The sequence below is a fragment of the Pedobacter sp. AK013 genome, assembly GCF_014205835.1.
Lineage (GTDB): Bacteria > Bacteroidota > Bacteroidia > Sphingobacteriales > Sphingobacteriaceae > Pedobacter.
In genome coordinates, this window is the sequence record NZ_JACHCQ010000002.1 from 62,031 (window position 1) to 88,172 (window position 26,142).

Sequence of the window (26,142 nt, forward strand, 5' to 3'; positions counted from 1 at the left end):
GTTTTGTTTGATATTGAGTTATTTATACGGTTGTTTAGCCCAGATGTTGCCCAAATCTTATTATTGACTTCAGATATGCAGTGTGTTTTACATTCCCGTGACTTAAAACGGAATAATATAGCTCTTGAGAATTAAAAGCGGTAATTTAATTATTTTGCGATATGGTCTAAGTGAGAATAACAAGCCCGTTATATATAATCAGCCATATTGATTTTAATTTGTGATCACAAATTATTGGTTTTTCTTTAAATCTATTTGCCTATTTTTGTCGCAAAAATAGATGAAATGCCAAACGAAGAAAATGATTATTCCTTCTGGACCAAATACAAGAAATTTGCCTCAACAGAAATTTTGATGTACCTGATCATGATTATCGGCATTGGCCTTGGAATTATTTTTTTAAGCTAAGGGCTAGTTTTAGATAATCTGCTGAGTTTACATCGTTTATAAACTTCGAGAATTCGGAGTACTGTTCTGCTGGAAATGTACCGTCATTTAAAACAAATTTTCGGTGATAGGTTAATTTATTCCCTTCTAAAGTGGTTTTGCACGTGTACTCGCCAAATACATTTTTAAAAGTTTTATTCTGCCCAATAATTAATTCTGAATTTACATTATCAGGAAGGGTATAAATAATGGTATCTTCATCGGTATAACCACGGTTAATGTAAACTGGTAGTGTTCTGTTTTTTATTTCGGGGATGGATCGTTTTATGTTAAAAGCATTGAGCTGTAAAAACATCTTATTCCCGTTAACTGGAGCATAATTTCTGATATTTACAGTTATATCTTCAATTAATTTAGGATTAATGTCTTTTTTCTGAGCGAAGGAAACCGTTTCAAAATTGATATTATCAATATTGTATGTTTCTTTTAATAATTTATGCTTTTCGGTTATTGATTTACCAATCAGCTGTTCCTGGTTTTCGTATTGGGAGCCAGCATAAACAGTACTTATTTTGCCAAACACACTTCCATCTAATTGTACAGTTAAATCGGCCTTACGTGTCTGCAAGTTCTCAGCGGTTGTTAGTTTTGGTGTACGTAATAGTTCTCCGCCATCTGCAGTGCAGGCCAGAACCAGCCTGTCGTCAGTAAAATCGCTTAAAAAACCAAATGGGATTTTTTGGCTGGTGCATTCTAACCAGGTGGTATCACCCTTTAATGGCATACACAAGATAATATGATTGCCTTGTACCATACTGGCGTATTTTGGATCCATACTTTTCTTTTCAGAACCGGCTGATACTACACAGTAATAAGAATCTATATTCGCGGCATTGAGCAGGCTTTGCATATAATTTACCAAGGCTTTACAGTCGCCATAGCCCAATCGATCTACTTCACTTGCTGCAATAGGCTGAAAACCACCAATACCAATCTGGACGCTAATATACCGTGTTTTATCCTGTAAGTACTGGTAGATTTTCCTGGCTTTTTCCTTATCTGTTTTTTCGTTTTTTACCAGATCTTTAACCATTTCAATAGTGCTCGTTGGCAATGCCTTACGCTCTGCTAACAGATCATCGTATATCCATTTGCCTAGTTCTTGCCAGTTGGTATAACTGCCTTTATGGTTGTAATAATAAAATGCTTGGGGGGCAATCTGGATGTTAGTAGCATAAGTTTGGAGTGCAGGGCTGTAAGGTTCGGTTCTAACTGCTAAAATATTGCTGACTTTCCAAATGGTTTTTTTCTGCTTTTCATCAGTGAGTACTTCAGGAGCGCCAATATAATTCTGGCTTTTTATCCTGACCTGATCTGTAGGCTTACAAATAAAGGTATAAGTGCTTTTTTCCACAGAGACATCTTCTGCTGGTTTCGGGTTCCAATCGGGGATGATCAGGTTTTGTTTATTTCTGATTTCGTAATTATAAACCAGGGTGTAAGGATACTGGTTTACCGACGGTAGATAATGTTTTACGCGGCTATCAACAAAAAGTGAAAATCCATCGGCAGCACTCACATCGGCAAAATCATTTTGAGAGAATTTATTGGTCAGTTTACCTACACTATTGTAAACTTCTCCCTTTATGCCTTTAATTGAAATATTTTTATCATAGTAAATGACCAAACGGGCCTCATCTTCTCCATTCTGATTAAAAACCGTAATGGCCTTTTTTACATTGAGCATCACATTGTCAGGAGAACGCATATCAATGATTGTTTCCTCGTTACGGATACAGGCATTGGCGCGGTTACGGAGGTTGGCGGGAATTAAGTCGACATCATAGTTCTCTTGGGCAAAACCCATAACCGATATAAAAAACAAAAAAACAGCTGTAAATAAGAATCTCATTTAATTTGCCTTTTTTAATAAAAACTCTGTCTTTTGGTTCTGGATGATCTTACTATAGAACTCCTTTAAATAAAGGTATTCTTCTGGCTGATAAATAGCACTATTAAATTGTAAAATCTGACTCATTGATATGGTGTTTTCATTTAAACCAGTTTGCAACAGGTACCTTCCACCGGCATTCGGTAGCGCAATGGCCATATCTTTCGGTTTTTCCAGCAATTGGTACTTTTCGGGTAAAAGTACATTGATGATAATACGCTCGTCTGACGCTGCGCCCAAATCAACAGGGTAGGTACGCTCGTTTAAATTAAATGGGTTTTTCGAAATGGTATTAATAAAAAACGGACTAAAATAAAACTGATCTTTATTGGCGCCGTCGTTTATGGTAAACTCTACCTCGTATTTTTCTATCAAAGAATTTTCTATACTATCCAAATTTGAAATTTTATGATCTAAGATCTTAATTCTGGTTAAGCGTTCATCGAGTTTCTCTACATATTCATCCGGAGAATTATATCGAAGAATTTCTTTGCGTTTACCGTATGCTGCATAACCCATGGTATTGGTAGTTAAAGTGCCGATAATTTTTCCATCGGTAGTCATTTTTCCGGTCAGTATATAACTGGTCGTATTTTTTTGGCTGGCTTTTAAATCTATCCAATATGATGGTTTTTTTAAATTAATTACCCTTCCTTGGTCGTTAATACAGCGTAACGGTAACAATCCGAAGGGTAAAAGTGGTTCTGTAGCATCCAATAAATAACTTTTATCCGCAATATTTACTTTGGCAACCAGGTAGTTAAAGTCGCTCATTACCGGATAGAGCTTATTTAGAGTGCCATTATCGCGGGTAGAGAGTATAACAGCCTCTGCATCTAAACCGGCTGCAGAAAGCGCTGCAATTAAGCTTAGATTAATATCTGCCACATTACCAGATCTATTTTCTAGTGCCTTTTTAATGTTATCTTCTGAATATTTTCCGTAATAATTATTCCATTTGATCTGTTTTTTGATATAATTATAAATAGATCTTGCTTTGTCTAAATCTGTTGCACTTCCTTTTGTAATTTCTGGAATGAGGTCTTTAAAAACATCTTTCCTTTTCATCTGATCGCCCAATGTTTTATAGGACGACAGCTCGTAATCAATATCTTCCCACGTTTTGGTATAAGACGTTTTAGCACCATTTAAATTCTGGACATCAGAAAGCTCAAAATAGATGGCTGATTTGAAGTTACTGGGTGCAGTCATGTTATCTTCCTCAATAAATGCCGGAATATTTTTCATCATGTAGTTGATTTTGGAGCAATCGATAGCTACACCCGAAAGCCTTAAACATTCCTTGCTCAGTTCTACTTTTTGGTCGGTAAGCTTTTGAAATCCGCGCAACGAAACATTGTAATTGTAAATGCCCGGAATATAAACCAAATATTCACTAATCACTTTTGGAATGTTGCTTTGAAATTCCCACGTTTTGAAATTGAATAAGTTGGGCGATTTTAACCTATAACTATATTCAATTACCGAGCCTTCTTTGAGATTTGGAAGCGTAAACTTGGTTAGTCTGGTATATTTTGACCGGTTTTCGGTGAAAATGGCCTTTTTATCCATAACGGTTTCTACAAAATGACCGTTGATGTAATTAAATGTAGAAGCTTTTAAATCATCGATTGTTTCTTCCCGAGATTCGTCTTTGTAGGTTGGAATAACAATGTTAGCTTCCTTAAAGCCTTCTTTATTATAGATTTTGATTTTTACATGGCGTTCAAAAATCAGTTCTAAACTACCTGTATTATCATCTCGTTGAATAGATGCTGTACCAAATTCTTTTAAAACAATAGCATTGGCATTACTGTCTATTTTTTTTCTGTCGAATTCATAATCGTCATAGGTAATTGCGCCAAAGTTAAAGTTTTGAGCATGAGTGGTTAGCGATAGAAATAAGAGGAATAATATGGCTAATATTTTATTCATTTGAGCGTATATAAATTGCCGCAATTTAATCCTACAAACTAACATTCTAAAATAATTTGACAATTAAATTTATAAATTAATAAAGTTGTTTTACAGAACTAATGAAACCTTTTTAGCACTTTTGAAAAAAAAGAATTTGACATTCCGATTCAAATCTAATGTCGCCAATCTCACATCATAAGAAATGAAATTAAATTTAAAGCGCCCTTTAGCATTTTTTGATTTAGAAGCTACTGGAGTTAATGTTGGAGCTGACAGGATCGTTGAAATAGCGATTTTAAAAGCCATGCCAGATGGTTCTGAATTAGTTAAAACCTGGCGTGTAAATCCAGAAATGCCGATTCCTTTGCAAACTTCGTTAATACACGGTATTTACGACGAAGACATTGCTAATGCGCCAACTTTTAAAACTTTAGCAGCGGAAATCGCTGAATTTATTGGTGAAAGTGATCTGGCAGGATACAATTCAAACAAATTTGATATCCCAATGCTCTTAGAAGAATTTTTAAGGGCAGAAGTCGATTTCGACATGAATGACCGCAAATTCGTTGACGTACAGAATATATTCCACCAAATGGAACAACGTACCTTAAAAGCTGCGTATAAATTCTATTGTCAGGAAGATTTAATTAATGCACACGCTGCAGAGGCAGATGTAATTGCTACTTATAAGGTTTTACTCGGTCAGTTGGAAATGTACAAAGAAACCGAGTTTGAGAATAAACAAGGAGTAAAAAGCATTCCAGTTGTAAATGATGTGGATGCACTGCATATTTTTACCAATATTAATAAACCTGTAGATTTTGCGGGTCGTTTGGTTTACAATGATAATGATGAAGTATGTTTTAACTTTGGTAAACACAAAGGTAAAACCACAGCTCAGGTATTTTCTGTAGAGCCTAGTTATTATGCCTGGATGAAAAATGGCGATTTCCCGTTGTACACAAAGAAGAAATTAGACGAGGAGTGGGCAAAGTTCAACGCTAAGAAAAATGAGAACAAGGCACCACGACCTCAGAATAATGCACCTGCAAATAAACCTCAATATCAACAGAAGCCTCAACCTAAACCGGAAAAACCTGCACAACCCATCAATACTGAGATGTTGGAGCAATTAAAAATGAAGTTTGGCAAATAAGCTGGTTAATTGTTTAAATTGGTTAACTGATATTAAACGCTAGGCACAATGCGCTAAGCCCTAAACTCAAAAAATGAAATCTATAAAAATATTTTGCCTTTTATGGTGTACTACAATTTATGTAAGTGCACAAACTACTTTACCGCTAGAACCAGTATTTCAGAAAACCTATCAAAAGGAAACTAGAAATACAAATGGGAAACCCGGAAAGAATTATTGGCAAAATACTTCTAAATATGATTTGAATGTAGATTTTAATCCTATCAGCAGGTTGTTAAAAGGTAAGGTTCAGGTAACTTATACCAATAACAGTCCTGATACTTTGAAGGAAATCTGGTTTAAACTTTATCCAAATCTATACAAAAAGGGGACACCAAGAAAATCAAAATTGGCAGAATCTGATCTGGGTGATGGAGTTGCAATAGAAAAAATGGTAGCGAATGGAAAATCAATCGCCGATTTTAAAATTAACGGAACAAATATGACCGTTAATATCCCTGCAGTTGCACCGGGCAAAACCATTAGTTTTTCGATCAATTATAGCTACACTTTAAATAAGGGATCACATGTGCGTACTGGTCAGGTAGATGAAGGTTCTTATTTTGTGGCCTACTTTTTTCCACGTATTGCGGTTTATGATGATGTGGATGGCTGGAATAAATTTCCATACACTGGTGCTGAAGAGTTTTATAATGACTTTGATCAGTTTAATGTTTCAATTACAGTGCCAGGTGCTTATGGTGTTTGGGCAACGGGTGATCTGAAAAACCCTTCAGAAGTTTTCCAAAACGATATTGTTTCCAGAATGTTATCTGCAGAAAAAAACGATGCTATAATTGATGTGATTACGGCCAAAGATTTGACCGATAAAAAAGTAATGCAACCTAACGCTTATAACACTTTTAAATTTGAAGCTAAAAATGTAACCGATTTTGTATTTGCGTTGAGCGATCATTATTTATGGAAATCGAGTAGTTTAGTGGTTGATCCTAAAACGAAAAGAAGAACCCGTGTAGATGCTGTTTTTAACCCAAAACATAAAGATTATTATGAAGTGATAGATTTTGCCCGTAAAACGGTAGACGCCATGAGTTATACTTTTCCCAAATGGCCTTTCCCTTACAACCACGAAACGGTATTTGACGGTTTAGACCAGATGGAATATCCAATGATGGTAAATGACAATCCTGTGGACAATAGGGTTGATGCCATTACCTTAACCGATCATGAAATTTTCCATACCATGTTCCCATTTTACATGGGCATAAATGAAACCAAATATGGCTGGATGGATGAAGGTTGGGCCACAATAGGCGAGTGGTTGATTTCTCCGATGATTGATTCTACGATTGTTGATGAATACGGTGTTCAGCCTACGGCTTCATCTTCCGGTGGGAAAGACGATACTCCGATTATGACTTTAACACCTGATTTAAAAGGTTCAGGCTCTTTTACTAACTCTTATCCTAAACCTGGTTTAGCTTATTTGTACGTTAAAGATTATCTGGGTGATGAATTGTTTACAAAGGCGCTACACACCTACATTCAAAACTGGAATGGCAAACACCCAATGCCTTACGATTTCTTCAATAGTATGAATGAGGGTAGTGGTAAAAATTTAAACTGGTTTTGGAAAGCTTGGTTCTTTGATGATGGTGTTACCGACATGGCCATTAAAGCAGTAGATAAAACTTCAGGTGGATATGCGGTTGTTATTGAGAATAAAAGTGTTAAGGCTATGCCAGTTGATTTAACGTTAACTTATAATGATGGTTCCGTTGAAAAGAACCACAGTACAATCGGCATTTGGGAAAAGGGTGATAAACAGGTTAAAATAAATATAACAACTACTAAAAAGTTATCTAAAGTAGTGATGGGTAACCCACATACACCAGATAAGGTTAAAAGTGATAATAGCTTTTCGGTGAACTAGTGGTTGCCTACTCCAAACAGAAGTCAAGGTTTTATGGGCGATCTGCTTAGCTCAACTTGACTTCGCTAACATTGATAATCGTCATCTTGAACTTGTTTTAGGATCTATTTAATCTGATTCTTGATTATGAATGATCCAGTATAACATCTTATTTATTAATGAGTTGTATTTTGTAGGCTGGAAAATAATTATCATTGCTTACCATGTAAAGCTTTTCAATAATTGACTGGGATATCATCAACCTATCAAAAGGATCATTATGGGAATGTTCTAGCTTTGAAAGTTGGATGATATGATTCAGTGTAATAGGTAATATGTCAAATCCACTTTTTTCTATGATACTAAATATTTCCTCAATTGTTGAATTTAAATTCAATCTCCCTAGCGTATATTTAATAGATAATTCCCAATAACTAGCTATACTAACAAAACACTTGTTTTTTGAATCTTCAATAAGATCCTTGATTTTTTTTGAAAGTTTATCATCATTAGTGATAAACCAGATTATAATATGTGTGTCAAGTAAAAGATTCATTATAGATAATCTTCAAATCCTTCAATAGGATCGTTAAAATTATCCTTTATGCTAATTAGACCTTTGCCTAAACCAGGTACCCTCTTTTTGGATTTATCAACCGATTTCTCTTTCGCCATTAAAGAATCAATATAATCTGATACTCTTTTTTTTAGTCCGGTAGGTAAGTCTGCCAATTTTGTATATAATTGAATGTCAGTCATAATATCAAATATAATAAAGATTTATGATTATTCAGGCTTCAAAAAATCGATATTTCTTTTCAATCCCGTAAATTTAGTGCGCTTAACTGCCGAGCCCTTAAAAACCTTTTTAAAAACATCATCCGTAATTTCGGTCAGGTCTTTTGCATTCAAATCCAGTAACCCATTCTCTGGTTTAAAAGCTTCCTCATTGTGGGCTTTAGAGAAACGGTTCCAAGGACAAACATCCTGACAGATATCGCAGCCGAACATCCAATTGCTCATTTTATCTTTAAACTCATTTGGGATTTCATTTTTGAGTTCAATGGTGAGATAAGAGATACATTTCGTTCCATCAACAACTTGTGGTGCAATAATGGCATCAGTAGGACAGGCATCTAAACAACGGGTGCAAGTTCCACAGTAATCGGCCTGGTAGGGATGGTCATAATCCAGCTCCAGATCAACAATTAATTCAGCAAGAAAGAAAAAAGAACCATCGGTTTTACTGATCAAGTTAGAATTTTTACCAATCCAGCCAATTCCTGATTTTTTTGCCCAGGCACGGTCTAAAACAGGAGCAGAATCTACGAATGCTCTTCCAGAAACTTCTCCGATGTTCTCTTCTATAAAATGCGTAAGCTCCTTCAGTTTCTCTTTAATTACAGTATGGTAATCCTGTCCGTAAGCATATTTAGAGATTTTCGGTGCATTGGGGTCTGATTGTTTTTCTTCGGTATAATAATTTAGCGACAAGGAGATTACCGATTTAGCGCCATCAACCAATAATCTGGGATCTAGGCGTTTATCAAAATAATTTTCCATGTATTTCATTTCGCCATGACGGTTTTGGTTGAGCCAATTTTCCAGTCTGGGCGCTTCCTCTTCAAGAAATTCAGCTTTAGCAATACCACATGCCATGAAACCCAAACGCATGGCTTCATCTTTGATCAGCTGGCTATATTTTGCTTCATTATTGTACACCGATTGGCAAAGATAAGGCTTAAGATTTAAAACATTTTCATTAATCACTTGTTCTAAATACAAAAACTAAATTAATTAGGGTTCATCCTTTATTATTGAAGTAACACCAGGAGGGAGAGCATTAGCAATGGAAAATATAGATCCACAACATACGGAATCAGGAGCAGCTCCGAAACCGATTGAAAAAGATTATGAGAGTCATAAAGCAGATCCGGGACCAGCAAAACCAGCGGTTACAGAAAAAGACGAAAACGGAGGTGGACAAGCCTTGAAATGGGTACTACCCCTAGCTGTAATTATTGGTCTGATAATATGGTTTGTGATGAGAAAATAATTAGCTTTAGATTGAAATGAAATGCCGGTACATTAATTTGACCGGCATTTTTTTATAGGTATTTATTTTAAAAGTTTAACCTGGTAAAGATCTTTCCGCCTGTCTTTTAGCACCTTTACCGTTCCATAATGATGCAGTTCGTCTAATAAATGCAGATCAACATCTACTACCAATACCATCTCGGTATTTGGCGTTGCCTCTGCTTTAATCGCATTGGTTGGAAAGGCAAAATCGGACGGGGTAAAAACTGCCGACTGCGCAAACTGGATATCCATATTATTTACTTTGGGTAAATTGCCTACACAGCCTGCAATAGCTACGTAGCATTCGTTTTCTATAGCCCTTGCTTGCGCGCAATGACGAACGCGTGTATAACCATTTTGCGTATCGGTTAGAAATGGTACAAATAGGATCTGCATACCCTGCTCGGCATAAATGCGGCTTAATTCAGGGAATTCTACATCATAACAAATCAAAATGCCTACTTTACCGCAATCGGTATCGAAAACCTGCACTTTATCGCCGCCAATCATACCGTAATATTTTTGTTCATTTGGGGTAATATGGATTTTCCTATACTCATCTATTTTGCCGGTACGGTGACAAAGGTAAGTAGCATTGTAAAGTTTGCCATCTTCAATGAGTGGCATACTGCCGGTAATAATGTTTGTATTGTAGCTCAACGAATATTCATGCATTTTTTGCACAATCTCTTGTGTTTTTTCAGCAAGCTTGCGCATAGCCTCAATTTCTGGCAGGTGATTGTACGGTTGCAGTAAGGGCGTGTTAAATAGTTCAGGGAACATCACGAAATCTGATTTATAACCACTTAGCGCATCAACAAAAAACTCTACCTGCTCATAAAATGCGTCCATATTGGGGAATAAACGCATTTCCCATTGCACCAAACCTAAACGGATGGTCATTGCCGAGCGGGCAGAAGCATCAATACCCTGGTAATAAATATTATTCCACTCAATTAAGGTGGCATATTCTTTCGATTCTTTATCGCCTGGTAAATAATTCTTTAATACTTTTCTGACGTGAAAATCATTCGAAATCTGAAAGGTAAGCGTAGGGTCGTAAATCTCTTTTGCTTTTACCTTATCTATATACTGTCTCGGGCTCAACTGCTCTGCATATTGATGATAACCAGGGATTCTTCCGCCAGCAATAATGCTTTTGAGGTTGAGGCTTTCGCAAAGTTCTTTGCGTGCTTCGTATAATCTTCTGCCCAAGCGTAAACCACGGAAATCGGGATGCACGAAAATTTCTATACCATAAAGCGTATCTCCGTTGGGATCATGTGTGGTAAAAGAATAGTCGCCAGTAATCAATTTATAGGTGTGCCGGTCTCCGTACTCATCATAATTTACAATAATTGAAAGTGAGCAGGCCACAACTTTATCGTCAACTGCAATGCAAAGTTGTCCCTCGGGAAAAATATTTAAAAGTTTGGCGATACTTGATTTTGGCCAGATGGAACCGCCCATACTGTCGTAGGCCTGTAACATGGATTCTTTAAGATCGGCGTAATCTTCGAGCGTTAGTTTACGTAATTCAATATTCATACGGTTTGATTTGTATTTAATGAACACAAAAGAGCCTTAAATGTTCCGATTGATTGCATATTTCTATGAAGATCCTGAAACAAGTTCAGGAGGACGGAACGTTTGATCTGATGCAATAGTTACTAGATTGGCGTCACCCTGACTTGTAGCGCATCGGAAAGCTATGCAGTAAACCGAGCCTTAAGCGAGCTCACCGAAGGTAATTTATCTCAGGGTCTTAATGGGTTTGTAAGGTTATTAAAACAACTTTCCGGTTTGCCCCGGAAAATTTTTCTTTAAATGTTTATACGCTGCTTCGGTAACTTCCCTTCCACGTGAAGTGCGCATAATATATCCTTCTTGGATTAAAAATGGTTCATAAACCTCTTCAATAGTCCCTTCATCTTCTCCAACAGCTGTTGCAATGGTTTTTAAGCCTACCGGACCACCCTTAAATTTGTCGATAATGGTAAGCAGTATCCTATTATCCATCTCATCTAAACCATGCTCATCTACATTTAACGCATCTAAGGCATAGCGGGCTATTTCTGTATCGATATTTCCATTTCCTTTAATCTGTGCGAAATCTCTTGTTCTGCGTAAAAGTGCGTTGGCTATACGGGGTGTACCGCGGCTACGGCGGGCAATTTCATAAGCACCTTCATCACTTATAGGCGTTTTTAGTATATCAGAAGAACGTAGCACAATTGTAGTAAGTAGTTTAGCATCGTAGTAAGCCAAACGGGCATTAATTCCGAAGCGGGCCCTTAAGGGGGCTGTTAACAAACCCGAACGTGTAGTAGCGCCCACCAAGGTAAAAGGATTAAGTGATATTTGTACCGAACGGGCATTTGGACCAGTTTCGAGCATAATATCGATTTTAAAATCTTCCATGGCAGAATATAGGTATTCCTCCACAAGAGGAGATAAGCGATGGATCTCATCAATAAAAAGAATATCGCCTTCATCCAGGCCAGTTAATAAGCCGGCCAAATCGCCAGGTTTATCTAATACCGGACCAGAGGTTACTTTAATACCAGTGGCCATTTCATTGGCAATAATATGAGAAAGTGTGGTTTTGCCTAATCCAGGAGGGCCATGTAAAAGAACGTGATCTAAAGCCTCGCCACGGAGTTTTGCTGCCTGAACAAAAATCTTCAGGTTTTCCATCACTTTTTCCTGTCCTGTAAAATCTTCAAAAGCCTGTGGCCTTAAAACCCTTTCAATATCGCGATCGGTAGGGTTTAGGTTGCTTGCTTCAGGGTCCAAGTGCTCATTCATACAGCAAATATAAAATTAAATGCTAAAAAAATTAGGATTTTTTAAATTTATCAGAAACTATAAGGTCTTTTGATCCCGCCGTATATTTATAAAAACCTTCGCCAGTTTTAGCACCTTTTTTTTCTGCCGCCACCATGTTTACCAATAATGGACATGGCGCGTATTTAGGATTTCCAAAACCATCGTGCAATACTTTTAATATTGCCAAACAAACATCCAGGCCAATAAAATCAGCTAATTGCAGGGGACCCATCGGGTGTGCCATTCCAAGTTTCATTACCGTATCGATTTCATGGACACCCGCAACGCCTTCGTATAACGTATAAATGGCTTCATTAATCATAGGCATCAAAATGCGATTAGCCACAAAACCCGGATAATCATTTACCTCAACCGGAACTTTCTCCAAACTTTGAGACAGCAACATAATGGTACTGGTTGTTTCATCACTGGTGGCATAACCTCTTATTACCTCTACCAGCTTCATTACCGGAACAGGGTTCATAAAGTGCATCCCGATTACTTTATCACCTCTCCCGGTTACAGCAGCAATCTGCGTAATCGAAATAGATGAGGTATTAGAAGCGAGAATAGCATGTTCAGGTGCATACTCATCTAAATCCTTAAAAATCTTCAATTTTAAGTCTAAATTTTCGGTAGCGGCTTCTACAATTAGATCGGAACTTTTAACACCATCCTTTATTGAAGTATATGTGGTAATGTTGTTAAGAGTAGCCGCTTTCTGATCGTCTGTTAAGGTTCCTTTGGCGACCTGTCTGTCTAAGTTTTTGGTAATGGTTTGTATGGCCTTATCTAAAGCTGACTGATTGATATCGATCAGATTGACTTTATAATTGAATTGTGCAAAAGTATGGGCTATACCATTTCCCATGGTGCCAGATCCTATAACTGCGATTTGTTTCATTTTTAAGTTTAAGAAATTAAAAAGGAGAATTTACTAATAAACGATTAAGTTAAAATAAAGATCTTGCTGTATAGCTGATACTCTATTATTTTCATAAACACCTTATGGCGCCAACCTGGTTTTGGTCCAGGTTCCCTTAACTTTTTCGAAATTTATCCTGTCGTGCAATCGGCTACTTCTTCCTTGCCAAAATTCTATCCGTGTAGGTTTTACAATATAGCCACCCCAGTGTGCAGGTTTAGCTATACTTTTATTGGCACTTTTGGCTTTTAATTCTTCTACTTTCTCTTCCAGAAATGCCCTGTTTGGAATAACCTGACTCTGTGGAGAGGCTACTGCTCCAATCTGACTGTCAATAGGTCTGGTATTGAAATATTCCTCAGAAGTCTCTTTATCCAGTTTTTCTACTATTCCCTCTATTCTAACCTGTCTTTCCAATTCAGGCCAGAAAAATACTAACGCTGCATATGGGTTTCGTTTCAGCTCTTTCCCTTTTGCACTAAGATAATTCGTAAAGAATCTAAATCCATCTGTATCAACGCCTTTAAGTAAAACAATGCGGGCATTTGGTCGGCCAGCTTTATCTGCCGTAGCCAAAGTCATTACATTGGGTTCGTATATTTGAGCATCAACTGCATGTTGAAACCAGTTTTTAAATTGGATGATTGGATCTTGATCAACGTCAGATTCGTCTAGCGAAGCGCTTTTATAATCTTGGCGCAGGTTTTGTAGAAATTCATTTGTAACTTGCATTTAACAAAAATAGACATCTTTTATGGTGTAACAAATGATTATCATCATGCTGAACAATATAAAACCAAAAACTGGCCGCTTGCTTATCTCAGAACCATTTATGGCCGATCCGAATTTTAAAAGATCTGTTGTGCTACTAACCGAACACGGTGATGATGGAACTGTAGGTTATATCCTTAACCAGGTAGGAAACCTTATTCTGAACGACGTGATCCAGGATTTGTGGGATGCAAAAAATTACATTTATTTTGGTGGCCCCGTTGCTGCAGATACCTTGCATTTTATCCATAGATGTTATGATAAATTGCAGAGTGGCGAATCTATTGGAAATGGATTGTATTGGGGAGGAAATTTCGAAACACTTAAAATCCTGTTAAATACAAACGCCATAAGCCAGGATGAAGTGAAATTTTTTATGGGTTACTCGGGCTGGGATCATGGACAGCTCGATCGCGAAATAGAGCAGAATGCCTGGATGGTGAGTGATATCTTTAATCCTGATCTCATTTTTAGTAATGATGATGAAAAACTTTGGCGGGATGTAATCGTAAACTTAGGCCCAAAGTATGCACATATCAGTAATTTTCCTGCAGATCCGAGCTTGAACTGATCAGTTAACAACAGTTTTAATTAAACTAATTTATTTAAAATAAAACGATAAATATTTATTGTTTTATTTTAAATATTTTTTATATTTGTTTCATACTTAAATGAATTGATGATGAAACTCTCAGAAAGCAAGGTGATTAAAAACCTAAATAGATTGGCTACCATAGTGCTGGCTTTTTATGTTATATTCTTGCTGCAACAACTTTTTACTTCGTCTTCACCAGTAAATAGTAAGGCAATTAAAAGTTACGAAGTATATAATGTTAAACTCAATTATTTTACAAATAAAGTTGCTGAAGATCCTTTAAAATCTTGGTTTAACGATACTGTTGTGATACAAAAAACTGATAAGGCTTTGGTTAGTTTAAGATTTAGGACCTATGATCAATTATTTTCCTTACCAGCTCTATTGTTTCAGTTTTCAATTGTTATTCAGTGGTTAGTTATTGGGGTAATTATAATTCTGATAAAAATGTTTTTCCAATCGCTAACAAAGGACAACGTATTTACTGCAAAAAATGCATCGATTATAATATGGGGGAGTTTATTGCTAATATGTTTGCCAATTGTAAGGTGGTTTTCTCAAGAGCTATTTGTTTCTTGTATTGATCAGCTGCATTTAAATGATTCTAAATATGCTTTAAGTAATGGAGAAGGTATTATTGCTTCGGAAACGATTATAGGCTTGGTAATATTAGCCTTCGGCCTTGCCTTTAAAGTGGGTATTGATATCAAACAAGAAAACGAATCATTTGTATAATCCCAGTTATGCCCATTATTATTAATTTAGATATCATGCTAGCTAAACGAAAGATGTCGTTAACTGAGCTCTCAGAGAGAGTTGGGTTAACGATTGTAAACCTTTCCATACTAAAAACTGGAAAGGCAAAAGGCGTGAGGTTTGATACACTGGAAGCAATTTGCAAAGTTTTAGAATGCAAACCTGGCGATATTATAGATATGGAATAAAAAAGGGCGATGTTATAAGTATGAATTGTCATCCTGAACCCGTCGAAAGGCTACTTTAATACTATCTAAGGCGTTTCGACTGGTTCAACGAGACAAACTTTTAAGAAAACATATTTTATAATAAAATTTTCTTCTTTATAGACTAAAGACTCCAGACTTAGGGTTGCAAACTATCAGCGCTTTCTTCAACTTTCCTTTTCAGTTCATCTTTGTAAGCCTGCATTTTAACTGTTAAAGAATCATCAGCAGTGGCTAAAATCTGAGTGGCTAATAGACCTGCATTTTTAGCTGCGTTTAATGCTACTGTGGCCACCGGGATGCCGTTCGGCATTTGTAAGATCGATAAAATACTATCCCAGCCATCAATAGAGTTTGATGATTTAACCGGAACACCAATTACTGGTAGTGTGGTAATAGAAGCTACCATTCCCGGTAAATGGGCAGCGCCACCTGCACCGGCAATAATTACCTTTAGGCCACGGCCTTGCGCTTCTTTAGCATAATTGAACATACGTTCTGGTGTTCTGTGGGCAGAAACAACCGTAATTTCGTAGTTTATTCCAAATTCTTTTAATACATCAGCCGCATCTTGCATTACAGGTAGATCTGATTTGCTACCCATTATAATTCCAACTAATGCCGAATTTGAATTTCCTTGACTCATATCTATTTATTTCTTTTTAACTTCTTTAAATTTTACGCTTAACTATAGATTCAATTAAGCTTAAGCAATTACCTTTAATGTTTTTTGTACAAAGCGTGCTTTTTCAATGGCTTTTTCCCTGTCGATATCAACAATGGTTACATGCCCCATCTTGCGGAAAGGTTTAGTGTATTTTTTACCGTATAAATGAACATAAACACCATCGATGGCTAATATTTTCTCCAGATTTTCATATTTAGCTACACCTTCAAAACCTTTTTCGCCAAGAAGATTGATCATAATGGCGTTGGTAATGCTGCTAGTATCGCCAAGTGGTAAATTATAAATAGCACGTAAATGTTGTTCGAACTGAGAAACATAATTGCCCTCAATGGTTTGGTGACCGCTATTGTGTGGGCGGGGAGCAACTTCGTTAACCAATAATTCTCCATCTTTGCAAACAAACATCTCAACCGCCAAAATTCCGGTGATATTCATTCCAGAAGCTATATTCTTGGCAATGTTTTCGGCTTTTTGTTGTAAGCTTTCTGCAAAAGTTGATGGTGAAATCAGAAATTCTACTAGATTAGCTTCCGGATTGAATTCCATTTCTACCATCGGGAAAGTTTTCATATCACCATTGGCGTTACGGGCAATAATTACTGCAACTTCTTTTTCAAAATCGACCAGTTTCTCAATAATGCAAGGCGCATCGAAAGCTTTGTCCAGATCGGCAGCACTGTTGATTTTCATTACCCCTTTGCCATCATAACCATCTTTTCGCAGTTTTAAAATATATGGAAAAGGGAAATTACTGTTTTCCATATCTTCCTTCGTATTTACAATCTGGAAAGGAGCGGTTGGTATATCGTTTTCTTTAAAAAACTGTTTCTGTATACCTTTATCTTGGATTAAACGGATTACCCTCGATTGCGGAAACACTTTTTTACCTTCTTTTTCGAGTTGTTCAAGCGCATCGATATTTACTTTTTCAATTTCAATGGTAATGATATCGGCTTTCTTCCCGAAGCTGTAAACGGTGTCAAAATCTGTAATCGAGCCATTTTCGAAGTAATTAGAAATGTGTTTGCAGGGAGCATCGGGATCTGGGTCTAAAACTAATGTAGTTACATTGTAATTGATTGCTTGTTGAATGAGCATCCTGCCCAATTGTCCACCACCTAAAATACCTAATTTTAATTCGCTAATCTGTTTTGCCATGCGCTTGAAAATAATGCTACTTTTGTGCAAAAGTAACCATAATAAATTTTATTGATGAATGCTGATGCAATAATTATTGGAGCAGGTGCTTGCGGATTGATGTGTGCTGTGCAGGCAGGCTATCTGGGTAAGAAAGTAATTGTGCTCGAGAAAAACGAAAAACCTGGTGCTAAAATTTTAATTTCCGGAGGCGGTCGCTGCAATTACACCAACCAATTCGCATCAGCTGAGCAATTTATATCTGCTAACCCGCATTTTATTAAATCTGCTTTCAATCAGTGGACGGTTGACGATACAATTGGCTTTTTTGAAACATATGGCATAACAGGAAAAGAAAAAACTTTAGGCCAATTATTTCCAGATGATAAAAATGCAAAAGATGTTGTTCAGGTTTTTACTTCCATCTGCGAAGATTTGGGACAGGAAATTAGGTGTAATGCCGATGTAAAAGATATTGAAATATTACCTGAAGCCTTTAAAGTAAGTTATGAGAAAAACGGGAAAACAATTGTTCTAACTGCTCAAAAGTTGGTGATTGCAACGGGAGGCTTACCCATTCCAAAAATGGGCGCTACCGATTTTGCCTTACGCTTTGCGAGGAAACATAACTTAAAAATTATTGAAACTGCACCCGCCCTGGTTCCGTTAACCATTACCGGAAAGGATGAAGAATGGTTTGCACAGCTTTCGGGGAATGCTGTTTTTTGTGAAGTAAGCAACGACGAAATTTCGTTTGAAGAAAATATACTCTTTACGCATTGGGGATTAAGCGGCCCCGCTATTTTGCAGATTTCTTCTTTTTGGAGGAGAGGAGAAACTGTTAATCTCAATCTGTTGCCACACCAGGATATTGTTTTGTTATTAGATGTTGAAAGAAAAAATAATGGTAAAACTTTACTGTCAACGTTATTAAACAGGATTTATACCAAGAAGTTTACCGATGCATTAGGTAAGTTTTTGCCTTTAAATAAGCCTGTTGCAGCCCTAACAAAATCAGAGATTTATTTAATTGAACAAACGATCCATCACTTTAAAGTTAAACCTGCGGGCGATAAAGGTTATGATAAAGCCGAAGTAATGCGTGGCGGAATAGATACGAACGAAATTTCTTCTAAAACCCTCGAATGTAAAAAAATACCCAATCTGTTTTTTGGTGGCGAATGTTTAGATGTTACCGGTTGGCTGGGAGGCTATAATTTTCAATGGGCCTGGGCCAGTGGTTTTGTAATTGCGCAGAATTTGTAATCTCCGTCACCCTCAATTTATTTCATGGGCTATCCAGGCCGCTCATTTTTTTAACGGCGTAGCCGTCAATAAGGCCGATGAAACCTGATAGTTTTGTAAGTCGCCCTACTTAGACGTCCTCAGGTGACTCAGGTAGTCTATATCGTTTTGGAAATGAGCGCTGTAATACTTCGGATTTGCAGCCCTGCTATCGTTCCAAGTCCTCACTCGTTCCTCGCTCCGGGCTTTCCACTTTATCAGGTTTATTTAACCTAAAACAGTGGTTTTTAGGGGCGAGCTAAAATAAACCTCGCAGGTTTTGAAAACCTGCGAGGTTTAGTCCTCTACAAATAAACATTTGGCATAATTTCCCAGGCCCAGGGTTTTTTAAATGTTTTAAAAGTCCTCAATTGCGAAAAATACAAAACTTCACTTGTTTTGTGGTTTGCAATATCTCTTCTGTGCAGATTGCCAACAGTAGTAAATAATTCTCGGGTTTTAAAATCATAAACCCTTTCGGTCATATCACCATTATTTTGGTTGTAATAAAGATTGATTGCACTGGTTAAAAACCAGTCTTTATTTTCGAATTTAAAGGTATAACCTAATTCCCAACGCCATTCAGAACCACCCTGGAAACGGAGATAAAGTTGTTGATCTTTAATTGCAATCTGCTGTAATGGATCTCCCAACTTTCCACCTTCTTCAGAACGTAAAATGAAATCGTTATTCTGTGTAGATAAATAATAACTTCCTGATGGTTTATCTTTAAAAAAAATGGCTAAGATTCTTGGTTTCTGCGTTTCTTTTATAATATCGCTATTATTATCACCATATACACGCGTTTCATCTATTGTTTTATTATACTCAAAAACTACGGCTAAATCGTCTGAGGCGTCGTTGTTTAAATCGCCATAAACCTGGTCTATAACCGTCCAATTGGCAGGGGTAAGTTGTTCAACAGAAGATCCTTGTGCTTTAATTTTGGGGAAAATAAATGTTTTTTGCGCAAAGCATATTTGCGCACAGAGCATCAGGATGTAAAGACAAAAAACTTTCATTCAGGTAGAAAACGTGTTGATTTATGATTAAAACGTTTGGTTTCGGCTTTTAGTTTAATTGAATCGTATGCCAATAGATTCGTTGTGCTGAATTCATTTGAGTATCTTATAAACCGTGAAATAAATTCAGGGTAACGACTGTATAAAAAATCCCGTACTTTTGCAGAAAAACAATTCCTTTTGAAAACCGAAATATTTGCCATTACGCCACCGTTTACCCAACTGAATACCCCATATCCAGCAACAGCGTATATAAAAGGTTTTTTGAATACCAAAAAAATTAGTACAACACAAGCAGATTTAGGCATTGAAGTAATTTTGGAATTGTTCTCTAAAAAAGGATTACAAAATTTATTTTGTTACACCGAACGGAGTCAAAGTGTAGACAATCAAAAGTCTAAAAGTGAAAATTCCAAACGTATTTTTGCGCTACAGGATGAATATCTAAAAACAATTGATGCCGTAATTGCATTTTTGCAGGGCAAGAACCCAACTTTGGCTTTACAGATTTGTAGCAACGACTTTCTTCCGCAAGCATCACGTTTTTCGCAGTTAGAGGAACTAGACTGGGCCTTTGGCGCTATGGGTACACAGGATAAAGCAAAACATCTGGCTACACTTTATCTTGAAGACATATCTGATTACATAGTAGAATGTGTTGATGAAAATTTTGGCTTTAGCCGTTATGCCGAACGTTTAGGCAGAAGTGCAAATTCTTTTGACGAGTTATATGCTGCCTTATCAAAAGAACCCACTTATATTGATCAGATACTAATCTCAGTTTTAAAAGAGAAAATAGAAATAGTTCAACCTAAATTGTTCCTGATTTCGGTTCCTTTTCCGGGTAATCTATACAGTGCTTTCCGCTGTGCACAGTGGATAAAAGCCAATCACCCCGAAATCAAAATTTCGATGGGCGGTGGTTTTCCAAATACTGAATTAAGATCTTTATCAGATGCACGTGTTTTTGAATTTTTCGATTATATCACTTTGGATGATGGTGAGTTACCGATCGAATTGTTATACCATAATATTACACACCCCATTCCGGCAGAGGCCCACTTTTATAAAAGGACTTTTCTGTTTGAAAATGGCAAAGTAGTTTACCGTAACGATGCTTTCAGAAATGATTATAAACAAGCTGATATAGGCACACCAGATTATACAGGATTGCTTTTAGATAAATATATTTCGGTAATCGAAATTGTTAACCCGATGCACCGCATGTGGAGCGATGGGCGTTGGAACAAACTCACCATGGCACATGGTTGTTATTGGGGCAAGTGTACTTTCTGTGATATTTCACTGGATTATATTAAAGTTTACGAGCCTGTTGCTGCTAAATTGATTGTTGACCGCATTGAGGATTTATACGCTAAAACCGGACAAAATGGATTCCATTTTGTAGATGAGGCAGCACCACCAGCGTTAATGCGTGAAGTGGCCCTTGAAATTATCAGAAGGAAACTGGCGGTTACCTGGTGGACAAATATCCGGTTTGAGAAAAGCTTTACGCAGGATTTATGTTTGTTGTTAAAGGCGTCGGGCTGTATTGCGGTTTCAGGTGGATTGGAAGTGGCATCTGACCGTTTATTGAAACTGATTGATAAAGGTGTAACGGTAGAACAAGTAGCAAAGGTTACCCGTAACTTTACCGAAGCGGGGATTATGGTGCATGCTTATTTAATGTATGGTTATCCTACTCAAACGGTACAAGAAACGGTTGATAGTTTAGAGATGGTGCGCCAGCTGTTTGAAGTTGGGATATTACAATCTGGCTTTTGGCACCAGTTTGCGATGACCGCACATAGCCCTGTAGGCATGTATCCAGAAAAATTTGGAGTGGTTAAAGAAACCGAAGCGATTGGGACTTTTGCCAATAACGATATTAATTATACCGATAAAACCGGGATAGACCACAATAAATTCAGCTATGGGTTGAAAAAATCTCTTTTCAATTTTATGCACGGTATCTGTTTTGATTACGAACTGCAGGATTGGTTCGATTTTAAGATCCCGCGGACTAAAATTCCTGCAGATTTTATTGAGAAGGCTTTAAATGATACGGATCATTTTAATACCAAACCAACAGCAAAAGTAGTTTGGATAGGGGGGAAACCATCAACCGATTATTTTACCAAATCGAAAAAAGGAAACACCCGGGAAATGGCTTCACTTACTTTTTACGATAAAAAAGAAACTGTTACCGTTCAAACGAACAAAAAAGAAGGTGAATGGTTAACATCCATCTTAAATAAAATTTCGATCTCAACTGAAAGAGTATATACTTTTCAAGAGATTAAGGCCGATTTTGAGACAGAATTGGATAACTTTGAGCTTTTCTGGTATTCTAAACCGATCAACACGCTTAGGGAATATGGCCTTTTGGTTTTATAGGCTGCTTAAGTTCATTCTAACGAGTGTAAACGTAGGTTCAATTAATGCTTTACCCAATTCGATCGTCATGCTGAATTTATTTCAGCATCTTTCAAGCTATTAACACCCTGAAATGAATTACCTTCGGTGAGCTCGCTTAAGGCTCGGTTTACTGCGTAGCTTTCCGCTGTGCTACAGGTCAGGGTTGACGACCCCTTATAAAAAAGTTAAGATAGAACTGCAAGAACAATCATAAATTACTACATCTTCATTTTAAAATGCGTTAGAAAATAAATGATACAAATGAGTACAATTGAATTTAAGATTAATAGCAACCACGAAATAACCGATTTTCTATCTTTCATTACCGCTATAAAAGAAGTAATATAAGCCATTGCAATCAGCGCCAGGAAAAGGTTTACCGTTTGGATGCCCAAAATATAATATCCACTGTATGAAAAAACAAGAAGACTCAATATTAAAAAAATCGCTGAAGCAGCAGCATATAGCTTGTTCGGTTTCATATTATGCAAATTACCTGTTTTGAAGTGCTTATTTATATTTTGACCATAAAAATTAATCGCAATGTGGAACAGTAAAAGTCCAGGTTTCTGATTCTCCGTTTGGAATAATATAGCCGTTTCCTTTGGCATTTTCGAACCACAGTTTCCCCCGCAGTTTTTCTCTCGTTCCCACTTCGTTTAAGGTGGCACTATCATAAAGCCGCCCGTTGATCATTACATATTTGATTTTTTCCGAATTACGGATATCATCCAAAGGATTGGCATCCATAATCACCATATCGGCCAGTTTGCCTACTTCAAGCGAGCCGATTTCTTTGTTCATGCCTAAATAACTTGCACCATTTAATGTTGCTGCCCTAATGGCCTGCAGTGGACTAAAACCACCCTGCACCAACATCCACAACTCCCAATGTGCGCCCAGACCTTGAATCTGTCCATGTGCACCAAGGTTAACCTTAGTACCACCATCAGCAATTTGTTTGGTTGCTTTGGCAATATCGATGTGGTTATAATCACTATATTCTGAAGTTGTTCTACGTCTTGCTCGCGCGTCAACGATCGAGCGAGGGGTGTAAGTCATCAATTTTTCGTTTTCCCAAACATTGGTTCTATCGTACCAATAATTTTCTCCCCATTGGCCACCATAAGCCACAATTAAAGTAGGAGTGTAGCCCACTTCAGTATTGTTCCACAGCGTGGTTACATCTTTATAAACCGGTAAAACAGGAATACTGTGTTCAATTCCGGTATGCCCATCTGCAATCATATTCATGTTGGTGAAAAAAGTAGAGCCACCCTCTGGCACAACTTCCATATTTAACTGACGGGCTGCTTCTAAAATCTGTTGACGCTGCTCCCTACGTGGTTGATTATACGATTTAACAGAAAATGCACCAACAGCTTTTAACCTACGCAGGTTAGCCAGTGCATCATCCAAACTATTAATCACCACTTTAAAGTCGCCATCTGCACCATATAGAATCGATCCTGTGGAATAAACCCTCGGACCAACCATTCTGCCAGCTTTAAGCATTTCACTCTGGCTAAAAACCATTTCGGTATTGCTAGATGGATCGTGTGAAGTGGTTACACCAAAAGCCAGATTAGCCATATAACTCCAATCGTTCTGTGGTGTTATTCCATCTGGGCTGGTGCGCAAGTGGGCATGAACATCAACAATGCCTGGCATAATGGTTTTGCCATTAACATCTATTACTTTAGCATTGGCTGGAATGCTTACCGCATCTGCTTTTCCTATTGCGGTAATTTTATTTCCATTGGTTATGATGGTTCCATTTTCAATTACTTCGTCTCCTTTCATAGAAATAATCCTGGCTCCTTTGAGGGCTACTATTCCAGTAGGCACGTCAGACTTTAATACCAGATTAATGTCGATAGCAGATGCTTCGGTTTTAGGTGTATTTCCATCAAAATTGAAGGCATTGTTTACATCAATGGTGAAATATTTCGGTCCTAATGTCCAATGCAGGTTTTTACTATCGGCACTCCATTGAATATATGTTCCGCCATCGGTAGTCACTTTTGTAACCGGAATGGCCTTATTACCTGCTGATGCATCTTGTGCTGCACCAATATTAATCATCGGTGTGATATAAACGTTAAATAATTCATTAAATGCTACCCATTTATTATCCGGACTGATAACAAACTGATTAGCATATTGAGAAGTGAAATGTGTTCTTTCGTTGGCACCGTTTAAATCGATACTTTTTAGCGCTTTTTTACCATCAGCATAACTCTGGAAATAAATGCGTGTATCAGTATTATTAAACTGTGGCCGGATTCCATTATCTAAAATCAAAGTTTTAGCACCACCATTGGCTGGCATTATAAAAATACCTGTTCCTCGGCCATAGTTATAACCCAAAACATCGTTGCCACTTCCTTTTCTGAAAACGATTTTATCTCCTTTTGTTGAATATTGAGGAGAGTAATAAAAACCTTTTTCATCGCTTAGCATAATGGTTTTCCCCGATTTTACGTCTGTCCGTTTTATTGCTCCCCGTAATTCATCACTCCAGGTGGTATAAACAACATATTTTCCATCAGGGCTAAAGGCCGGTTCAAATTCGAAATCCAGTCCATTGGTTAACCTTTCTGGTGTTCCGGCTGGCAACTCTTGTTTGTATAAGTACCCTGCCGCATTAAAAACAATTATTTTTCCATCAGGCGAGGTAGTTAACTGTCTTAACATTTTGGCTGAAAATTCGTTATTGAAAACCTGCTGTTCAAAATGTAAGGCTTTTTGTACCGTTTGAATAGTATTCGCTTGAAAAGGAATGGTGCTGTTGATCAACGTGCCGATTTCCGTTTTTCTAATTTTTCCTTTTGCATAAAAAACGATGCTTTTGCTATCTGGAGTCCATGCAAAATTTGGGTATACACCGAAAATAGCCCATGTTTCCTGCTGATCATGAGATAAATCTTCATTTACAGGCCATTCTTCACCCGTTTTCAGGTTCTGCACATATAAGGTAGATTTTAACCTAACACGCTTTACAAAAGCTATTAAATTCCCATCCGGAGAAACTTGTGGCCTACAGGCCCCTCCTTGCTCATTAATTAAGGTATTTAATTTTCCTGAAGTCAGATCCAGTTGACGGATGGCATAAATGGTTCCGTTAGGATCTTTGCTGTACTCAAAATTAGGGCCTGGACTCACATCTTCACTAAAGTAAACATATCTGCCATCTGGCGAAACATTGGGCTCACCTGCATCTTGCTGGTCGTTTTTGCGTTTAGTTAACTGTACACCATCGCCACCGTTTATGCTATACATCCACATTTCGCCAGCACCTAAAGAACGGCTTGCTGTAAAGTGTTTTCTTGCAATTACGTACTCGCTGTTTGGCATCCAGGTAGCATTATTCAGTAACCTGAAGTTCTCTTTAGTAATCTGTTTTTTGCCAGAACCATCACGGTTCATGATCCATATGTTATCTCCACCGCTTTTATCGCTCGTATAGGAAATATATTTTCCGTTAGGGCTAAACCTGGGCTGAACATCCCATGCAGCACCCCCGCTAATCAGCTTTGCCACACCACCAGTGATTGGCATTACGTAGATATCGCCCAATAGATCAAAAGCAATTTCCTGCCCATCGGCGCTTACATCGAGATTCATCCAGGTGCCTTCATCAGTATTTAAAGTGAAGTTTTTGGTTGTTCCCAGGTATTTTTCAATGTCCCATTTCTTTTCCTGGGCATTAGCGTTGAAAAATAATAAGGAAAGAGCAGAGAGAAAATAGAGGTGTTTCATTGTATATTGGATGGTTATTTGAACAATTCGTGTATTTTTCTTTGAAGTAGTTATTTATTGAAATGTATTTGTCTCAACACCGTTGAGAGTTTTTATGATTTATTTAAACCACGATAAGCGTCATTTCGAGCGAAGTGCAACGAAGTCGAGAAATCTGTCTCGAGATAGATCTCTCCATTCCACTGCGTTCCAGTCGAGATGACGTTTTTTTATGAATTCGACCTTCAAATTGCGTTTCTAACATGTAATCTGTCTTAAATGCCAAAGTTAATAATCTTTTCTAAAGATGATTTTTTCAATTTCCAACAATAATAAGTGGCGATTTTGGATTAAATGTATAGTTTTGA

At 37.3% G+C, this 26,142-nt stretch carries 23 protein-coding genes; 9 read left to right on the plus strand and 14 right to left on the minus strand.

The annotated features are described in order from the left end of the window. Positions 1 to 285 precede the first annotated feature (285 nt). Positions 286 to 408, plus strand: coding sequence for a hypothetical protein (locus tag HDC90_RS25440; protein ID WP_255497442.1), 123 nt, complete (start codon positions 286 to 288; stop codon positions 406 to 408). Here HDC90_RS25440 and HDC90_RS01550 read toward each other — a convergent pair. Both HDC90_RS01550 and HDC90_RS01555 read right to left on the minus strand, forming a co-directional pair. Continuing rightward, entirely contained in the window at positions 392 to 2,299 is a 1,908-nt protein-coding gene (locus tag HDC90_RS01550) for a DUF3857 domain-containing transglutaminase family protein (protein WP_184463169.1), read from the minus strand. The two genes, HDC90_RS25440 and HDC90_RS01550, sit on opposite strands and share 17 nt — an antisense overlap. After that, positions 2,300 to 4,273, minus strand: coding sequence for a DUF3857 domain-containing protein (locus HDC90_RS01555; RefSeq protein ID WP_184463171.1), 1,974 nt, complete (start codon positions 4,271 to 4,273; stop codon positions 2,300 to 2,302). Positions 4,274 to 4,457: 184 nt separating this feature from the next. Here HDC90_RS01555 and HDC90_RS01560 point away from each other — a divergent pair, with 184 nt between their 5' ends. Together HDC90_RS01560 and HDC90_RS01565 are read left to right on the plus strand one after the other, a co-directional pair. After that, positions 4,458 to 5,411 (plus strand): exonuclease domain-containing protein, encoded by a 954-nt coding sequence (locus HDC90_RS01560; protein ID WP_184463174.1) that lies wholly within the window; start codon positions 4,458 to 4,460, stop codon positions 5,409 to 5,411. 73 nt (positions 5,412 to 5,484) lie between these two features. Continuing rightward, the gene (locus HDC90_RS01565) at positions 5,485 to 7,344 is read left to right on the plus strand and encodes a M1 family metallopeptidase (RefSeq protein WP_184463176.1); all 1,860 of its coding nucleotides are present in this window, start codon (positions 5,485 to 5,487) and stop codon (positions 7,342 to 7,344) included. Positions 7,345 to 7,492: 148 nt separating this feature from the next. Here the strand turns inward: HDC90_RS01565 and HDC90_RS25645 are convergent, their stop codons facing one another. Genes HDC90_RS25645 through queG form a run of 3 tightly spaced genes read right to left on the minus strand, consistent with a single transcriptional unit; the run spans position 7,493 to position 9,045 of the window. Then, a complete protein-coding gene (locus HDC90_RS25645) occupies positions 7,493 to 7,879 on the minus strand; it encodes a type II toxin-antitoxin system VapC family toxin (RefSeq protein ID WP_184463178.1) in 387 nt (128 codons plus the stop codon). Further along, positions 7,879 to 8,082: a DUF2281 domain-containing protein gene (locus HDC90_RS01575; protein WP_184463180.1), complete on the minus strand. Its 204-nt coding sequence runs from the start codon at positions 8,080 to 8,082 to the stop codon at positions 7,879 to 7,881. Before HDC90_RS01575 ends, HDC90_RS25645 begins: the two co-directional genes overlap by 1 nt. Positions 8,083 to 8,109: 27 nt before the next feature. Then, positions 8,110 to 9,045 (minus strand): tRNA epoxyqueuosine(34) reductase QueG, encoded by a 936-nt coding sequence (gene queG / locus HDC90_RS01580; RefSeq protein ID WP_184463588.1) that lies wholly within the window; start codon positions 9,043 to 9,045, stop codon positions 8,110 to 8,112. Between the two features lie 127 nt (positions 9,046 to 9,172). Between queG and HDC90_RS01585 the strand changes: the two genes are divergently transcribed. Further along, positions 9,173 to 9,379, plus strand: a complete 207-nt coding sequence (locus HDC90_RS01585) for a hypothetical protein (protein WP_184463182.1) — start codon at positions 9,173 to 9,175, stop codon at positions 9,377 to 9,379. Between the two features lie 62 nt (positions 9,380 to 9,441). Here HDC90_RS01585 and HDC90_RS01590 read toward each other — a convergent pair whose 3' ends face one another. From HDC90_RS01590 to pdxH, 4 genes are all read right to left on the minus strand, one after another. Continuing rightward, complete coding sequence (locus tag HDC90_RS01590; RefSeq protein ID WP_184463184.1) at positions 9,442 to 10,950, minus strand: bifunctional GNAT family N-acetyltransferase/carbon-nitrogen hydrolase family protein; 1,509 nt, start codon at positions 10,948 to 10,950, stop codon at positions 9,442 to 9,444. A 237-nt stretch (positions 10,951 to 11,187) separates the two neighbouring features. Beyond that, positions 11,188 to 12,210 carry a Holliday junction branch migration DNA helicase RuvB gene (gene ruvB / locus HDC90_RS01595; protein WP_184463186.1) on the minus strand — a complete coding sequence of 341 codons (1,023 nt, stop codon included), beginning with the start codon at positions 12,208 to 12,210 and terminating at the stop codon, positions 11,188 to 11,190. 31 nt (positions 12,211 to 12,241) lie between these two features. Then, positions 12,242 to 13,135, minus strand: a complete 894-nt coding sequence (locus HDC90_RS01600) for a 3-hydroxyacyl-CoA dehydrogenase family protein (RefSeq protein ID WP_184463188.1) — start codon at positions 13,133 to 13,135, stop codon at positions 12,242 to 12,244. Positions 13,136 to 13,237: 102 nt separating this feature from the next. Next, a complete protein-coding gene (gene pdxH / locus HDC90_RS01605; protein WP_184463190.1) occupies positions 13,238 to 13,888 on the minus strand; it encodes a pyridoxamine 5'-phosphate oxidase in 651 nt (216 codons plus the stop codon). A gap of 46 nt (positions 13,889 to 13,934) precedes the next feature. On the opposite strand from pdxH, the gene HDC90_RS01610 reads away from it, so the two are divergent. From HDC90_RS01610 to HDC90_RS01620, 3 genes are all read left to right on the plus strand, one after another. Continuing rightward, entirely contained in the window at positions 13,935 to 14,498 is a 564-nt protein-coding gene (locus HDC90_RS01610) for a YqgE/AlgH family protein (RefSeq protein ID WP_184463192.1), read from the plus strand. Positions 14,499 to 14,609: 111 nt separating this feature from the next. Then, complete coding sequence (locus HDC90_RS01615) at positions 14,610 to 15,257, plus strand: DUF2975 domain-containing protein (protein WP_184463194.1); 648 nt, start codon at positions 14,610 to 14,612, stop codon at positions 15,255 to 15,257. An 8-nt stretch (positions 15,258 to 15,265) separates the two neighbouring features. After that, positions 15,266 to 15,466 (plus strand): helix-turn-helix transcriptional regulator, encoded by a 201-nt coding sequence (locus HDC90_RS01620; protein WP_184463197.1) that lies wholly within the window; start codon positions 15,266 to 15,268, stop codon positions 15,464 to 15,466. A 157-nt stretch (positions 15,467 to 15,623) separates the two neighbouring features. On the opposite strand, the gene purE is transcribed toward HDC90_RS01620, so the two are convergent. Further along, the gene (purE, locus tag HDC90_RS01625) at positions 15,624 to 16,130 is read right to left on the minus strand and encodes a 5-(carboxyamino)imidazole ribonucleotide mutase (RefSeq protein WP_184463199.1); all 507 of its coding nucleotides are present in this window, start codon (positions 16,128 to 16,130) and stop codon (positions 15,624 to 15,626) included. A gap of 60 nt (positions 16,131 to 16,190) precedes the next feature. Beyond that, on the minus strand, positions 16,191 to 17,330 hold the full coding sequence (locus tag HDC90_RS01630) for a 5-(carboxyamino)imidazole ribonucleotide synthase (protein WP_184463201.1): 1,140 nt from the start codon (positions 17,328 to 17,330) through the stop codon (positions 16,191 to 16,193). Positions 17,331 to 17,384: 54 nt separating this feature from the next. Here HDC90_RS01630 and HDC90_RS01635 point away from each other — a divergent pair, with 54 nt between their 5' ends. Then, entirely contained in the window at positions 17,385 to 18,575 is a 1,191-nt protein-coding gene (locus HDC90_RS01635) for an NAD(P)/FAD-dependent oxidoreductase (protein ID WP_184463203.1), read from the plus strand. A 323-nt stretch (positions 18,576 to 18,898) separates the two neighbouring features. On the opposite strand, the gene HDC90_RS01640 is transcribed toward HDC90_RS01635, so the two are convergent. Next, positions 18,899 to 19,615 (minus strand): hypothetical protein, encoded by a 717-nt coding sequence (locus tag HDC90_RS01640; RefSeq protein WP_184463205.1) that lies wholly within the window; start codon positions 19,613 to 19,615, stop codon positions 18,899 to 18,901. Between the two features lie 180 nt (positions 19,616 to 19,795). On the opposite strand from HDC90_RS01640, the gene HDC90_RS01645 reads away from it, so the two are divergent. Then, on the plus strand, positions 19,796 to 22,012 hold the full coding sequence (locus tag HDC90_RS01645; RefSeq protein WP_184463213.1) for a radical SAM protein: 2,217 nt from the start codon (positions 19,796 to 19,798) through the stop codon (positions 22,010 to 22,012). A 239-nt stretch (positions 22,013 to 22,251) separates the two neighbouring features. Here HDC90_RS01645 and HDC90_RS01650 read toward each other — a convergent pair whose 3' ends face one another. Further along, positions 22,252 to 22,515 carry a hypothetical protein gene (locus HDC90_RS01650; RefSeq protein ID WP_184463215.1) on the minus strand — a complete coding sequence of 88 codons (264 nt, stop codon included), beginning with the start codon at positions 22,513 to 22,515 and terminating at the stop codon, positions 22,252 to 22,254. Between the two features lie 52 nt (positions 22,516 to 22,567). Then, entirely contained in the window at positions 22,568 to 25,795 is a 3,228-nt protein-coding gene (locus HDC90_RS01655) for an amidohydrolase family protein (RefSeq protein WP_184463217.1), read from the minus strand. Positions 25,796 to 26,142: the final 347 nt, after the last annotated feature.

Bases quoted from the DNA above. Each gene is read 5' to 3' on its own strand.
- HDC90_RS01575 (WP_184463180.1), bottom strand. From the start codon at position 8,082: ATGACTGACATTCAATTATATACAAAATTGGCAGACTTACCTACCGGA.
- HDC90_RS01635 (WP_184463203.1), top strand. From the start codon at position 17,385: ATGAATGCTGATGCAATAATTATTGGAGCAGGTGCTTGCGGATTGATG.
- purE (WP_184463199.1), bottom strand. From the start codon at position 16,130: ATGAGTCAAGGAAATTCAAATTCGGCATTAGTTGGAATTATAATGGGT.
- HDC90_RS01620 (WP_184463197.1), top strand. From the start codon at position 15,266: ATGCCCATTATTATTAATTTAGATATCATGCTAGCTAAACGAAAGATG.
- HDC90_RS01610 (WP_184463192.1), top strand. From the start codon at position 13,935: ATGCTGAACAATATAAAACCAAAAACTGGCCGCTTGCTTATCTCAGAA.
- HDC90_RS01650 (WP_184463215.1), bottom strand. From the start codon at position 22,515: ATGAAACCGAACAAGCTATATGCTGCTGCTTCAGCGATTTTTTTAATA.
- ruvB (WP_184463186.1), bottom strand. From the start codon at position 12,210: ATGAATGAGCACTTGGACCCTGAAGCAAGCAACCTAAACCCTACCGAT.
- HDC90_RS01630 (WP_184463201.1), bottom strand. From the start codon at position 17,330: ATGGCAAAACAGATTAGCGAATTAAAATTAGGTATTTTAGGTGGTGGA.
- HDC90_RS01590 (WP_184463184.1), bottom strand. From the start codon at position 10,950: ATGAATATTGAATTACGTAAACTAACGCTCGAAGATTACGCCGATCTT.
- HDC90_RS01615 (WP_184463194.1), top strand. From the start codon at position 14,610: ATGAAACTCTCAGAAAGCAAGGTGATTAAAAACCTAAATAGATTGGCT.
- HDC90_RS01640 (WP_184463205.1), bottom strand. From the start codon at position 19,615: ATGAAAGTTTTTTGTCTTTACATCCTGATGCTCTGTGCGCAAATATGC.
- HDC90_RS01600 (WP_184463188.1), bottom strand. From the start codon at position 13,135: ATGAAACAAATCGCAGTTATAGGATCTGGCACCATGGGAAATGGTATA.
- HDC90_RS01565 (WP_184463176.1), top strand. From the start codon at position 5,485: ATGAAATCTATAAAAATATTTTGCCTTTTATGGTGTACTACAATTTAT.
- HDC90_RS01550 (WP_184463169.1), bottom strand. From the start codon at position 2,299: ATGAGATTCTTATTTACAGCTGTTTTTTTGTTTTTTATATCGGTTATG.
- HDC90_RS25440 (WP_255497442.1), top strand. From the start codon at position 286: ATGCCAAACGAAGAAAATGATTATTCCTTCTGGACCAAATACAAGAAA.
- HDC90_RS01655 (WP_184463217.1), bottom strand. From the start codon at position 25,795: ATGAAACACCTCTATTTTCTCTCTGCTCTTTCCTTATTATTTTTCAAC.
- pdxH (WP_184463190.1), bottom strand. From the start codon at position 13,888: ATGCAAGTTACAAATGAATTTCTACAAAACCTGCGCCAAGATTATAAA.
- HDC90_RS01555 (WP_184463171.1), bottom strand. From the start codon at position 4,273: ATGAATAAAATATTAGCCATATTATTCCTCTTATTTCTATCGCTAACC.
- HDC90_RS25645 (WP_184463178.1), bottom strand. From the start codon at position 7,879: ATGAATCTTTTACTTGACACACATATTATAATCTGGTTTATCACTAAT.
- HDC90_RS01585 (WP_184463182.1), top strand. From the start codon at position 9,173: ATGGAAAATATAGATCCACAACATACGGAATCAGGAGCAGCTCCGAAA.
- HDC90_RS01560 (WP_184463174.1), top strand. From the start codon at position 4,458: ATGAAATTAAATTTAAAGCGCCCTTTAGCATTTTTTGATTTAGAAGCT.